This window comes from Clostridium sp. J1101437_171009_A5, assembly GCF_015547905.1.
Taxonomy (GTDB): Bacteria; Bacillota; Clostridia; order Oscillospirales; family Oscillospiraceae; genus Pseudoflavonifractor_A; species Pseudoflavonifractor_A gallinarum.
Window position 1 is genome coordinate 224,410 of sequence record NZ_JADMVY010000003.1, and the last position, 13,238, is coordinate 237,647.

Consider the following 13,238-nt stretch of genomic DNA (forward strand, 5'->3'; position numbering starts at 1 on the left):
GCGTATTTGCTGTGTCGTTTTGCGAGATCAACGCTCCATCAGGCGGCAGAGAAGAGCGGCAGCCTCGCCCCGGGTGGCATTCCGGGTCCCGGACCAGGGGCCGCTCACCAGACCTAGGCCCTGGGCCAGGGCGGCATAGCCCAGATCGGCGGCAGGGATGGCGGCGCGGTCGGGATAGGAGCAGGTGAAGATCCCCTCCAGACGGGCCACGGGACCGTATCCGGCGCCGTCCAGCAGACAGCGGATGAGGTCGGCGCGGGTGAGGATAGCTTCCTCGGAGCGCTGTTCCCGGGTGAGGAATCCCAGTTCGTAGGCGGCGGAATAGGCGGTGTCTCGCTCTTCCGGGGTGGCATTTGCCGGGTCCAGGGGACGATAGCGGAGACTGAACAGGAGACAGACCAGATCCCACTGGGTCAGAGTCTGGGACGGGCGGAAGGAACCGCCCTCGTACCCCACTCGGTACTGGGCCAGACGCTCAATGCTGGCGCGGGCCCAGTGGCCCTCCAGATCGTCATAGGTGAGGGTGTCGCTCGAACTGGTGTAGTCGAAGCGGATGAGCTCGCCGGTCCCGGCATGGACGCCCTGATAGGCCTCCTCCTGGTCCATGGTATAGCCCAGGCGCAGGGTGTAGTAGGAGGTCCACCCCATCTGGGACAGCCGCAGGGCGGCGGGGTCAGACGGATCCAGCGTCTGGGGCACCAGCAGATAGCCCAGGGTCACCGGATAGGTCTCCGCCCAGATGGCCAGGGCCTCCTCCATCGTGCAGAGATCCTCGGGAAGCGGGAAGGTGACCGCCTCGTCATAGCGGAAGGACAGGCCGCACACCGAGCCGTCCTCCCCGTCGATCTCCAGGGCGTAGAAGTGTTCCGGGAAGAAGTATCCATTTTCCTGACGGGCAAACTGGAAGGAGTAGACGGCTTGTGCCTCCTTCCCGGCCTCCTCCGGCTGGTAGAGGGCCAGATGATCGGCCCGCTCCCCGCAGAACTCGCCCAGGAAGGCCTCGGCCCGGCGGAGGGCCTGCTCCTGAGAGAGGGCGGGGCTGGACTCTTCCTCCCAGGGGCGGGAGGAGAAGAGAGACTGCACCGCGCCGGTACGGGCGTCGACCACAAAGGTGCGGGAGTAGACGCCCGCGTCGGCAGAGCGGCTGTACCGGAGGACACAGCGGACCGCGGGCTTTTCCGGGTTCTCCGGTGCTTCCTCCAGGGAAAAGACGGCGGAGACCAGCTCATAGCGATCCAGACCATAGGCGGGAACAGAGCGCAGCTTCTGGTCCAGCGCGTCGGAGGAGAGAACCCCCTCCAGTTTGCGGATGCCCTCCTGTTCGGCCTCGGAGAGCCCCTTGTCCGGAGCGGCCTCCGGGGCGGCGGCATCGCCGTTGCTGCCGCCGCCGGCGGTAGACATATCCCGCTCCAGCTCCGTGAGATCGGTGAGCCGGCCGGTCTGGGCGTCTACGTAGAAGCGGTGGCTGGACTCGGGCAGGTAGACCAGTGTAGCGGCGGAGTCCTCTTCCTGGAGGCGCACATATTCCAGACGCAGTTCCAGGGTATCATGGAGGGCCTGGGTTGCTTTGTCCAGATCGGTCCGGGAGACGGGAGAGGGCACATTGCCCAGGAAGAGGGTCTCAGGCACATCCCGGTAGAAGCGGGTGACCGTACTGTCCTCCGCCCGGACGGTCAGAGAGTAGTGCAGCGGAGAAGGCAGGTCGTGGAGGAGGACCGAGCCGGAAAAGCGGTAGGAATCGCTGTCCAACCGGTCCGGGGCGGCCGGGTCCTCCAGCGTGACTGACTCCGACGTGGGGTCCAGCACCCGGTCCAGGAAGGCCTGGGCGGAGGCTCGGGCCTCTGCCGGATCTCCAGCGGGAAAGGCGGGCAGGGAATTCTGGGAGAGGGGCTCTGCTTCCGGGGTGTCCAGCCGGTACTCCACAATGGTGCCGTCCTCCAGGGCGCTGACGGCGAGAGAGCCCTCCTCCCCCTCCCAGTAGAGGGACCAGAGGGTGGCGAGGGTCTGTTCCTGCCGTTCCCCGTGGAAGGATGTGTAGCATTCCGTGTCCGGATCCAGTGTGGACTTGACGGCCTGGGTCACCCGGGCCAGCTGGGCGTCGGCAGAGTCCTCCGCCGCCAGCGCGGGCAGGGCAGCTCCGGTCAGCAGTGCGGCACAGAGCAGCAGAGAGAGCAGCTTTTTCATAAGTACCTCCTTTTTCCGTTGTCTGCCGTTTTTGCAGGGGTTTTCACCTCCATGCTATCATAGAGATAGACGAAAAGAAACCCAAAGAGTTCCAAATTATGAAAAAGTCCCGGACGACAGGTCCGGGACTTCAGGCGGGGGTATACTATTTTGCCACGGGGGCGAACTGGGCCCGGGCCAGCCGGGCCAGCTCCGCGGGCGGGAGCTCCACCTGCGCGCCGATCTTCCCGGCGCTCACCACCATGGTTTCCAGGCTTTGGGCGCTTGCATCCAGCACGGTGCGAAACTGCTTTTTCATCCCCAGGGGAGAGCAGCCGCCGTGCACATAGCCCGTAAGCGGGAGAAGCTCCGCTTGCCGGAGCATGGCGATGGACTTCTCCCCCACCGCCTTGGCCGCGGCCTTGAGATCCAGCTCCCGGAGGACGGGGACCACAAAGACATAGTGGGCGCCGGAGGGGGCGCAGGTCACCAGGGTCTTGAATACCTGTTCCGGGGCGCGGCCGATGAGCCCGGCCACGGTGACGCCGTCCACCGCGCCGTCGGGAGAGGCATAGTGGTGCGGGGTATAGGGCACCTTCTTCTGGTCCAGAAGGCGCATGACATTGGTCTTTTCTTCTGCCATGATGGATCGCTTCCTTGCTTTTTCGTTGGAATAGGGGTATGCTGGAACTGCTTTTTACCATACCACAAGCAAGGAGACGTTTCAAATGGATTTTCAGCATATGATCCCCTGTCTGAAGGAGACCGCCCATGCCATCCTGGGGGTGGACAGCCCCACCGGGTTCACCGCCCGGGCGGTAGAGACCGCCGAGCAGATGGCCCGGGCCATGGGATATGAGACCCGCCGGAGCAAGAAGGGAAACCTCACCATCCTGGTGGAGGGCCGGGACCAGACCCGTACCGTCGGGATCTGCGCCCATGTGGACACCCTGGGCCTGATGGTGCGCGCCATTACCCCCGCCGGAGAGCTGATGTTCACCAAGGTGGGGGGCGCGGTGCTTCCCTCTCTCCACGGGGAGTACTGCAAGATCTACACCCGGGACGGGCGGATCTACACCGGTACTATTCTCTCCCTCTCCCCGGCGGCCCACGTCTTTGACGACGCCCGCACCCGGCCCCAGGACGAGCAGAATATGTACGTCCGGGTGGATGAGAAGGTGCACTCTGCCGAGGATGTACGCGCCCTGGGCATCGAGGTGGGGGACTATATCTGCTACGATCCCAAGACGGTCTTTACCGACAGCGGCTTCCTCAAGTCCCGCTTCATCGACGACAAGGGGAGCGTGTCCATCCTGCTCACCCTGCTGCGCTGGATGAAGGAGAGCGGCAAGCGCCCCCGCTGCAATGTGGAGGTGACCTTTACCGTCTATGAGGAGCTGGGCCACGGCGGGGCCACCTTCTCCCCCGATCTGGAGGAGCTGCTGGCCGTGGATATGGGCTGTGTGGGGGCCGACCTGAACTGCGACGAGTACCATGTCTCCATCTGTGCCGCCGACAGCTCCGGTCCCTTTGATTACGGGATGGTGAGCCGCCTGGTCTCTCTGGCCAAAGAGAACGGCATTCCCGCCGTGCTGGACGTCTACCCCCACTACTCCTCCGATGTGGCGGTGGCCTGGAAGTCCGGCCTGGATGCCCCTGCCGCCCTGATCGGTCCCGGAGTGCAGGCCTCCCACGGCATGGAGCGCACCCATCTGGAGGCCATGCTGGGAACCATGGCCCTGGTGGAGCGCTACCTGGACTGCCAGTAACGGCCCGTACCCCTATACCCGGCGCACGCCCTGGGAGATGTTGGCCAGAGCCGCCCCCGCCTCCATATCGCAGGTGCGGCTGCGTGCCAGGTCGCCTAGGGAGACCATGCCCACCACCCGGCGGTCCTCCACCACCGGCAGCCGCCGCACCTGGGCCGCCGCCATGACCGATGCGGCCTCCCGCACGTCGGCATTGGGACTGACCCAGGCGCAGGAGCGGGTCATGATGTCCCCCACCGGCAGGCGCTCCGGATTTTCGCCGGGGGCCAGACACCGGAGGACCAGGTCCCGGTCGGTCACCATGCCCTTGAGCCGTCCGTCGTTCTGACACACCGGCAGGGCCCCCAGATCATACCGGGAGAGCAGCCGGGCCGCCAGGGCCGCGCTCTCCACGGGGGTGATGGAGACCACATGGGGATTCATCAAATCACGTACCAACATAAAACCGCCGCCTTTTCTGGTGTTTGATACCTGAGTATCGCCAGAACAGGCGGCGGTTATGCGTTTGTCACTTCTTTTTTTGCAGGGCTAAATTGCGCCGCAGGACGGCCGGGCCCCGCCAGGCAAAGGCCCGTTCTCCGTAGGCCTCCCGGAACTGCCGGTTGGTGAGGCCTTCCACCGCCTCGCTGGTGAGAGAATCGAGCCGATCCTCCCGGAAAGGGGCGAGCGGGGTCTCCACGGCTCCGGCGTTGTGGGGACAGACCAGCTGGCACACGTCGCATCCCCAGATGAGCGGGTGGGCGGCTACCAGGGCCTCCTGTTCCGGTGGAAGCGCTCCCTTTTTCTGGGTGAGGTGGGAGAGGCAGCGCTCCGGATCAAAGGAATCTCCCCGCAGCGCGCCGCCGGGACAGGCAGAGAGGCATTTGCCGCACGCCATACATCCCCCGCTGGGCAAAGCGGGTGGGAGGGAAAGGTCCAGATCGGTGAGGATGGTGCCCAGGAAGATCCAGCTGCCGTAGGGCGGCAGGATCACCAGGCCGTGCCGCCCGATCATGCCCAGCCCAGCCAGGCGGGCGGCCTCCCGCTCCGGGAGGGGGGAGTTGTCCGCACCGGGCACAAAACGATACGATCCGTATTTTTCCTCCAGCATATGACAGATTGTGGTCAGTGCCTCGGTAATCACCAGATGGTAATCCCGCCCCCGGGCGTAGAGGGAGAGATTGCCCGGCGTCCGCCCGGCGTAGTACGGGAAAGCGGCCACCAGAACGCTTTGAGCGCCGGGGCACAGGGCCTCCACCCGCTCCCGTGCCTCCCGGCTCATGGCGGGGAGCAGCCGCTCATAGGCCACATGGCCCCAGCCCGCCGCACCGGCCGCCGCAAAGGCGGCGCTCAGCTCAGCCCCGGTCATAGCGGTCCAGCACCTGCTGGGCCAGCAGGCCGTCCGGGACGCAGGGCTCCGGGCCGTTGCGCCGCTTTTGCAGGTGCTCGCAGCCCTTTCCGGCCAGGACCACCACCGCCGGGGTATGGCAGTTCAGGATGGCCCGGGAGATGGCCTCCCCCCGGTCGGGGATGACCTCCCCCACCTTGCCGAAGGGGGTGAGATAGCGCTGGATGTCGGCGCAGATGTCGGTGACCTCCTCGGGGCCGGGATCGTCCTCGGTGAGCAGGATACGGTCGGCCAGGGCTCCGGCGGCCGTCCCCATGCCCTCCCGGCGGTCGATGCCTTTGCCGCCGGTGCAGCCGAAGAGGACGGTGAGCTCCCGCCCCGGATACTCGGTCCGGGCGGAGCGGAGGAGGTACTCCAGACTCATGCCGTTGTGGGCATAGTCCACGATGACCGAGACCTGCCCGTCTGCCGAGACATAGTGCTCCATCCGGCCGGGCACGGCGGCCTGGCGGAGACCCTGCTCCACCGCCTCCATGGGGATGTCGTAGGCCTCGGCCACCGCCACGGCGGCCAGCGCGTTCTCCACATTGAAGAGGCCGGGCATGCCCAGGGTGAGCTCCCCCTCATACCGGGGGGTGCGCACATGGAAGCGGATGGTGTGGCCCACCTTGCGCACGTCGCTGGCATAGACGTCGGCGTCAGCGGAGCGCTGGGAGAAGGTCACTACCCGCTGGCAGACCGAGGCGGCCTCCTGCACGTCCGCGGCGTGGTCACAGTCCAGATTGACGCAGGCGGTACGGGCCTGCCGGAAGATGAGGAGCTTGGAGGCAAAATAGTCCGCCCAATCGGGGTGCTCCACCGGGGAGATGTGGTCCTCGCCGATGTTGAGGAACACCGCGCAGGCCAGATCCACCCCGATGACCCGGCCGTATTTGAGGGCCTGGCTGGAGAACTCCATGGTCACATACTCGCTCCCGGCGGTCACCGCGTTGAGGAGGTGCCGCTGGAGATCCAGAGGCTCCGGAGTGGTGAGCTTGGCGGGACGGCGCTCCAGCCCGTCGTCGGTGACGATGGTGGAGAGGATGGCACTCTCCCGCAGGCCCTGACCGGTCCGCCAGGCGTCCACAATGGATTTGATATAGTAGGCCGTGGTGGTCTTGCCCTTGGTACCGGTAATCCCGGTGATGGTAAGGCGGCCGGAGGGATGGCCGTGGGAGTGATCGGCCAGCAGGCCCATGGCGGTGCGGATGTCCCGGACCAGAATGCAGGGGACGTCTCCCCCCTCCTCATAGGGGCGCTCGCTCACATAGGCAAAGGCCCCGCGCTGTATGGCGTCGGCCAGATATTGTCCCTTGAAAGCCGCGCCCTTGCAGAGAAAGAGGGTGCCTGGAATCACCTTCTGGGAGTCGCAGGAGACCAGTTCCACCGTGCGCTCCAGAACGGTGGGAAGAGGCGCGTCGCCGGCCAGCAGGCCGTGCTGAAGAAGAAGCTGATAGTAATCGCCCAGCGGAAGGCGGGGTCGTTGCATATCGGTCACCACCCGTGTAGATTCGGTATCTGTATATCTTAGCATACCCACCGGCAAAAGAAAAGGCGAAGCCGTCCCGGCTCCGCCTGTTATATCAGTCGATTTTGTAGCCCACGCCCCACACCGTCTTGATGAAACGGGGATTGCGGGAGGGCTCCCCCATCTTCTCCCGGAGGCGGCGGATGTGGACCATGACCGTGTTGTTCCGGTCCAGATACTTCTCCTTCCAGACCGACTCAAAGAGCTTTTCCGCTGAGATAACCTGTCCTCGGTTCTCACAGAGCATCCAAAGGATGTCAAACTCGATGGGGGTGAGCACCAGAGGCTGGTCGTAGAGCCAGCACTCATGGGTGGAGCGGTTGATGACTAGACCGTTGAAGTCGATGACCTCCCCGGCGCTCTTGTCAGTCTCGTTGTAACGGGTATAGCGCCGGAGCTGGGCCTTGACCCGGGCGATGAGCTCCAGGGGGTTAAAGGGCTTGGTGATGTAGTCGTCCGCGCCGATGGTCAGCCCGGTGATCTTGTCCGAGTCCTCCACCTTGGCCGTGAGCATGAGCACGGGGAAATGGTGTTCCTTGCGGATCTCGCTGCAAAGGGTAAAGCCGGAGATATCGGGGAGCATCACGTCCAGAATAGCCAGATCCAGGGGGACGGAGCGCACCACCTCCAGCGCGGCGGTGCCGCTGCCGCATTTGTGGATGGTAAAGCCCTCGCTCTGGAGATAGACCTCCACCAGATCGGCGATCTCCGGCTCGTCGTCCACCACCAGAATATGGGTTTCCATGGGCACTCCCCCTTCTCAGAAATCGTATCGACATTATACCCGTCTGCCGGGACACAAGTCAAGAAGTGGGGGGAAACGTAAGAAAAAGTTAATGGTAGAGCAGAGCCAGACCCAAAAGAAACACCACCAGTCCGGGCAGGATCCGTTCTGCCTGCCGGGGTGTGCGGAGCAGGCCCAAAAGCAGCATGACCGCCCCCACCGGCAGCAGCGCCAGGGGAAGCAGTGCAAAAAAGAGGACCGCAAAGGGCAGGCCTACCGCCACAAGGACCAGACCGATCAGGGCCAGAAGAAAGAGGGCCGCCGTACATAGTGTGAGTGTCAACATCGCTATCGCTCCTTTCTCGGGTTGGGTCCAGTATACCGCGCAAGCCTGAAAGGGCCTTAAAGAAAGGATTAAAAAAGTCTAAAACCGGAACATGCGTGTCAGAGTCCGGTTTAATGGACTGTAGAAGGCATATGCTAAAGACAACTTCTCAGAACAGAAAGGGGCGTCTCCTGATGTATTACGAATTTCGATGGGTCTGCGGACATGTGGAGGTATATGACCATGCCGGGCGATTCTGCTTCTCGGCGGACAGTGAACAGGAGGCGCGGGAGGAGCTGTCTGACGCGGCGTAATGGGCGGAAGCTCTGCCGCTTGCGGGGGAAGAAAAAAAGGCCTATAATGGACCCCGCCGGGCCAACCGGCAGACAACAGAACGACCGAGTTAATATGGGGCGGAAGGAGCGATATGCGATGAAGCTGATGGTGTTGGAACCTCTGGGGATTGAGCAGGAAAAGCTGCTGGACATGGTAGAAAAAGCGGTGGACGGCCGGATGGAGGTCGTGGCCTATGATACCCGTGCGGAGGACGTGCCCACCCTGATCGAGCGGTCCAGAGAGGCCGACGCGGTGATCCTGTCCAATTTTCCATACCGCAGGGAGGTCATGGAGCACTGCCCCAACCTGAAATACATCAATGTGGCCTTTACCGGTGTGGACCATGTGGATCTCGCCTATTGCCGGGAGCGGGGGATCACCGTGTCCAACTGTGCCGGCTACTCGACGGCGGCTGTGGCGGACCTGGTGTTCGGTATGGTGATCGCGCTGGGCCGGAACCTGGGCGCCTGTGACGAGGTGGTCCGCCGGGGCGGGACCAAGAGCGGACTGGTGGGCTTTGAGCTGGAGGGAAAGAAGTTCGGCGTGGTCGGCCTGGGTGCCATCGGCAGCCGGGTGGCCGCCATCGCAAACGCCTTTGGCTGTGAGGTATACGGCTACAACCGCTCCCCCAAGACACTGCCGGGGGTCAAACAGGTGGATCTGGATACCCTGCTGTCCGAGTGCGACATCGTCTCCCTCCACGTCCCGGCCACGGAGGAGACAAAAGGACTGATGGACGCCGAGCGCATCGGGCGGATGAAATCCAACGCGCTGCTGATCAATACCGCCCGGGGAAGTGTGGTGGACTCCCAGGCCCTGGCCGACGCCCTGAACGAGGGACGCATTGCCGGCGCGGGCATCGATGTGTTTGAGATGGAGCCGCCGGTACCCGAGGATCATCCCCTCCTGCGCGCCAGACATGTGCTGGCCACGCCCCATGTGGCCTTTGCCACCGGGCAGTCCATGGAGAAGCGGGCCGCCCTGGTCTGTGAAAACCTGCGGGCCTGGCTGGCCGGCAGCCCCATTCATGTGGTCTGCTGAGAAAATCAAATGGACCGGCGCGGCTCAGAGGGCCACGCCGGTCCATGTCAAATCATGGGCTTGGATGGGGAAGAGATACGATCAGGCGCGCTTGGAGGAGGCCAGTGCCTTGCCGTTTCGGTCGGTCATGGTATCCAGAGAGGTCTGGATGGAGTGGGCGGCATAGCCGGAGGAACGGCTGAACTGCCCCCAGGCCAGCCAGCTGCCAAAGACCCAGACGAGCAGCTCTTTGAGCAGCTCACCCAGGCCATAGCGGGCGGACCAGAGCTCCAGCAGCTGTGCGGGGGCGGAGAGGCCCTGCGCCGCATAGGCACAGTGCCCCAGTCCCAGGAGCAGGGTGGCGGCCAGGGAGAAGAGGGCGGCGGTCACCAGCGGGGCGTGGCGGTCCATCCGCCCATGTAGAAGCTTATACCCCTGGAAAGCGCACAGCGGCGGGATGGCATAGGCCAGCAGAAAGACCCGGTCCAGGAGCACAATGGTGAATATGGACGGGATCAGTCCGACCAGAGTGCCGAGAAGAGCGCCGATCAAGCCGAGAGCACGGCTCCCGGAGGCGCGTACCGGACGGAGCGTCTTTTCCGCCTTGCGCAGACAGGAGCGATGGACGGGACCAAAGCCAAAGTCCTGTACTTTGGCCAGAGCGTCACAACTCGCTTTCTGGCAAAGGGGACAGGTATCGGGGACTGGGATGCGGTCCGCCTGGAGTGCCTTGGCCATGTGTTCCACGGCCCCGGCAAAATCAGGACTTTCACTCTGCTCCCGGGTGGGCTTGTAGGTGAGACTGTATGTGCCGGAAGAGACCACGCCGATGGTCCAGCCCTGGCCCAGAGTCTCCCGCAGAGATTTTAGTCGATCGGTGGATAAAATGCCGTTGATCCGAAAGAAAAAGCACACGGCGCCCCGGCCGTGGGAGGCCAGTGCGGCCTCAAAGGGATACCGGCGGCAGGCGCCGTAGATCCGGTTGTCCCGGAGCAGATAACCGCCCTCCCGCGCAAAGGCGGAAAAGGCGGCGGTAAGTGAACTGGTTGCAGCAGACATGACAGATTCGCTCCCTTGCATTCGAGTAAAAATCATTGTATCATAAACAGAGGTAAAAAACACTAGACGCCCCCGTATGATTTTTGACAAGAGAGGTCGGAGAACATGTATTTTGACACTCATGCCCATTATGACAGCGATGCGTTTGACGCCGACCGTCATCAGGTCCTGGAGGGCCTTGCAGAGCGGGGGGTAGAGCTGGTGGTCAATCCGGGCTGTGATCTGGAGACATCCCGCTTTGCGGTGGAGTTGGCGGAGCGCTATCCCTTCCTCTACGCCGCGGTGGGGTATCACCCGGAAAACCTGGAGGGGGTCTCCCTGGCGGATCTGGATGCCATCCGCACCCTGGCGGCCCATCCCCGGGTGAAGGCCATCGGCGAGATCGGACTGGACTACTACTGGGTGAAGGACCCGGAGGGACGGGCCAAGGAGCGGGAGTTCTATGACGCGCAGCTCTCCCTGGCGGAGGAGCTGGACCTCCCCGCCATCGTACACGACCGGGACGCCCACCAGGACTGCCTGGATATTGCCCGGGCCCATCCCAATGCCCGGGGCGTGTTCCACTGCTATGCGGGCAGCGTGGAGGAGGCCAAGATCCTGGTCCGGATGGGGTGGATACTCTCCTTCACCGGGAACATCACCTTTAAAAAGGCCCGGCGTGCGCTGGAGGTGCTGGAGTGGCTGCCTCTGGAGCACATCATGCTGGAGACCGACGCGCCCTATATGACGCCGGAGCCCTTCCGGGGGCGGCGGTGCGACTCGGGCTACCTCTACCGCATGGCGGAAACCGTGGCCCAGATCAAGGGTTTGAGCACGGAAGAAGTGGCCCGCATCACGACGGAAAACGGAAGACGCTTTTTCCGCCTCGAGGCATAAGAGGCACCATGACGGCCCCAGGGGCCGGATCGAAGGGAGTTAATCTGTATGATGACCATATCTTATGAATATGAAGGCGCGCTCTACGTCAACCTCACCAACCGCTGCGACTGCGCCTGTGTCTTCTGCCTGCGCCACAACGGACACAAGGGGAGCATCTACGCCGACGACCTGTGGCTGGAGCACGAGCCCACCCGGGAGGAGGCTCTGGATGACCTGCGGAAACGGGATCTCCCCTCCTATCGGGAGCTGGTGTTCTGCGGCTTTGGAGAGCCCATGTTCCGCACCGACGATATCCTGTGGCTGGTGGACCGGCTGAAGGAGGAGGTCCCCGGACTTCCCCCGGTGCGCATCAACACGAATGGACACGCCAACCTGATCCAGGGCCGGGATGTGACGGCGGATCTGGCGGGGCGGATCGACACGGTATCCATCTCCCTCAACGGCTCCACGGCGGAGGAGTACTGCGCCGTGACCCAGCCCAAGGATGGAGTGCAGGGCTGGGAGGCCATGCTGGACTTCACCCGCCGGGCTACGGCGTATGTGCCCCATGTGGTCATGACCATTGTGGATAAGGACAAGACGCCGGAGGAGATCCAGCGCTGCCGCACGCTGGCCGAGAGTCTGGGCGCCCGGCTCCGGGTCAGAGCGTACATCCCTGAGTAAGGGTATACCGCCATATTTTGGCGTTTTAAAGTGGGAAAAGCACTACCTTTTTCGGGGGAAAGCTGATATAATGATAGTTGTATCATGCCACACGTGTGTGTGAATGGAACGAATCATGCGTACATACAAGAGAAGAAAGAGGATATGTCAGCCGCACGCTTTGTCCCAAAGTAAGGGAGGAACGTCACATGAAACAGCCAGCCGCCGTACCGAAACGGATGTCTGTCTCGGTCTCTATGCTGGGCGGTTTCGGTATAGAGGTAGATGGAAATCTCCTGACCGATGAGATCAATCGCTCGCAGAAACCTTGGAATGTCCTTTGCTATCTGATCATACACCGGGATCGGAATGTATCCCAGTCGGAGCTGATCGAACTGTTCTGGCCGGAAGAGAACAGCTCCAATCCCGTCAATGCGCTGAAAACCCTGCTCTACCGGGTTCGTGCCATGCTCGAGCCCCTGTTTCCCAGCGATATGCCCCCGATCCTGTCCCAGCGCGGCTCTTACTCCTGGAACCGGGAGATCGAGTGCGTGGTGGACGCCGACCGCTTTGAAGAACTGTGCCTGCGCGCCCAGGAGAAAGACCGGAGCGATGAGGAGCGGATGGCCTGTTACCGGGAGGCTGCCGAACTGTACAAAGGGGATTTCCTGCCCAAGCAGGAAAACCATATGTGGGTGATCCCCCTGTCCACCCACTACCACGCCCTTTTTGTCCGGGCGGTGAAGGAGTATGCCGCCCTTCTGGAAAAGCACGAGCAGTTTGAAGAGATGACCGCCCTGTGCAGCCGTGCCAGCGAGCTGGATCCCCTGGACGAGGGGCTTCACATCCTGGTGGTGCGCTCTCTGGTGAAGCAGGGACGGGATGCCGCCGCGCTGGAGCGCTATGAGATGGCCACCGATCTGCTCTACCGGAGTTTGGGCGTCACGCCCTCGGCCGAGCTGCGGGATCTCTATACCGCCATTATGGACACGGAAAAGAGCCTGGAGACCGATCTGGCGGTCATTCAGCAGAGCCTGAAGGAGACCGCCATCCGTCCCGGTGCCTTTGTGTGCGAATACGGCTTCTTCCGGGAGGCCTACCGTCTGGAGGCCCGCCGGGCTGCCCGCAACGGGACCTGCGTCCATCTGGCGCTTCTGACGGTCTCTCTGCCTGGAGGCGGAATGCCGGAACTGGGGGCGCTCAACAACACGATGGATCAGCTTCTTGCCATCCTCACCAACGGCCTGCGGCGGGGGGACGTGGTCTCCCGGTACAGCGGGGCACAGTATGTCGTGATGCTGCCTGCGGCCAATTTTGAGGATTCCACCATGGTTATGGAGCGGATCGTCGCTGCCTTCTACCGGCAGCACCGGCGCAGCTTCCTCAAGATCTCCTACCGCATCCGGGAGCTGGAGATGGCGTGAGCG

At 63.2% G+C, this 13,238-nt stretch carries 13 protein-coding genes; 5 read left to right on the forward strand and 8 right to left on the reverse strand.

From position 1 onward, the window contains the following. Positions 1–27: 27 nt before the first annotated feature. Positions 28–2,184, reverse strand: a complete 2,157-nt coding sequence (locus I2C21_RS06450) for a YcdB/YcdC domain-containing protein (protein WP_195278829.1) — start codon at positions 2,182–2,184, stop codon at positions 28–30. A gap of 145 nt (positions 2,185–2,329) precedes the next feature. Continuing rightward, positions 2,330–2,806 carry a Cys-tRNA(Pro) deacylase gene (gene ybaK / locus I2C21_RS06455; protein ID WP_101692381.1) on the reverse strand — a complete coding sequence of 159 codons (477 nt, stop codon included), beginning with the start codon at positions 2,804–2,806 and terminating at the stop codon, positions 2,330–2,332. Between the two features lie 85 nt (positions 2,807–2,891). On the opposite strand from ybaK, the gene I2C21_RS06460 reads away from it, so the two are divergent. Next, the gene (locus I2C21_RS06460; protein ID WP_101692380.1) at positions 2,892–3,932 is read left to right on the forward strand and encodes a M42 family metallopeptidase; all 1,041 of its coding nucleotides are present in this window, start codon (positions 2,892–2,894) and stop codon (positions 3,930–3,932) included. A 12-nt stretch (positions 3,933–3,944) separates the two neighbouring features. On the opposite strand, the gene I2C21_RS06465 is transcribed toward I2C21_RS06460, so the two are convergent. The 5 genes from I2C21_RS06465 to I2C21_RS06485 form a co-directional block, all read right to left on the reverse strand. Beyond that, positions 3,945–4,373 (reverse strand): CBS domain-containing protein, encoded by a 429-nt coding sequence (locus I2C21_RS06465; RefSeq protein ID WP_101692379.1) that lies wholly within the window; start codon positions 4,371–4,373, stop codon positions 3,945–3,947. A gap of 67 nt (positions 4,374–4,440) precedes the next feature. Next, a complete protein-coding gene (locus tag I2C21_RS06470) occupies positions 4,441–5,280 on the reverse strand; it encodes an epoxyqueuosine reductase (RefSeq protein WP_195278830.1) in 840 nt (279 codons plus the stop codon). Then, positions 5,267–6,787, reverse strand: coding sequence for a Mur ligase family protein (locus I2C21_RS06475; protein WP_195278831.1), 1,521 nt, complete (start codon positions 6,785–6,787; stop codon positions 5,267–5,269). Before I2C21_RS06475 ends, I2C21_RS06470 begins: the two co-directional genes overlap by 14 nt. 94 nt (positions 6,788–6,881) lie before the next feature. Next, positions 6,882–7,571, reverse strand: a complete 690-nt coding sequence (gene vanR, locus I2C21_RS06480) for a VanR-ABDEGLN family response regulator transcription factor (protein ID WP_186963128.1) — start codon at positions 7,569–7,571, stop codon at positions 6,882–6,884. Between the two features lie 88 nt (positions 7,572–7,659). After that, positions 7,660–7,896: a hypothetical protein gene (locus tag I2C21_RS06485; RefSeq protein WP_101692375.1), complete on the reverse strand. Its 237-nt coding sequence runs from the start codon at positions 7,894–7,896 to the stop codon at positions 7,660–7,662. Positions 7,897–8,307: 411 nt separating this feature from the next. Here I2C21_RS06485 and I2C21_RS06490 point away from each other — a divergent pair, with 411 nt between their 5' ends. Beyond that, positions 8,308–9,252, forward strand: a complete 945-nt coding sequence (locus I2C21_RS06490) for an NAD(P)-dependent oxidoreductase (protein WP_195278832.1) — start codon at positions 8,308–8,310, stop codon at positions 9,250–9,252. Positions 9,253–9,333: 81 nt separating this feature from the next. Here the strand turns inward: I2C21_RS06490 and I2C21_RS06495 are convergent, their stop codons facing one another. After that, on the reverse strand, positions 9,334–10,290 hold the full coding sequence (locus I2C21_RS06495; RefSeq protein WP_195278833.1) for a hypothetical protein: 957 nt from the start codon (positions 10,288–10,290) through the stop codon (positions 9,334–9,336). Positions 10,291–10,395: 105 nt separating this feature from the next. On the opposite strand from I2C21_RS06495, the gene I2C21_RS06500 reads away from it, so the two are divergent. The 3 genes from I2C21_RS06500 (at position 10,396) to I2C21_RS06510 (ending at position 13,235) form a co-directional block, all read left to right on the forward strand. Further along, on the forward strand, positions 10,396–11,166 hold the full coding sequence (locus I2C21_RS06500) for a TatD family hydrolase (protein ID WP_195278834.1): 771 nt from the start codon (positions 10,396–10,398) through the stop codon (positions 11,164–11,166). 48 nt (positions 11,167–11,214) lie between these two features. Next, on the forward strand, positions 11,215–11,832 hold the full coding sequence (locus tag I2C21_RS06505; RefSeq protein ID WP_193535870.1) for a TatD family nuclease-associated radical SAM protein: 618 nt from the start codon (positions 11,215–11,217) through the stop codon (positions 11,830–11,832). A 188-nt stretch (positions 11,833–12,020) separates the two neighbouring features. Next, the gene (locus tag I2C21_RS06510; protein ID WP_193535872.1) at positions 12,021–13,235 is read left to right on the forward strand and encodes an AfsR/SARP family transcriptional regulator; all 1,215 of its coding nucleotides are present in this window, start codon (positions 12,021–12,023) and stop codon (positions 13,233–13,235) included. Positions 13,236–13,238 lie beyond the last annotated feature (3 nt).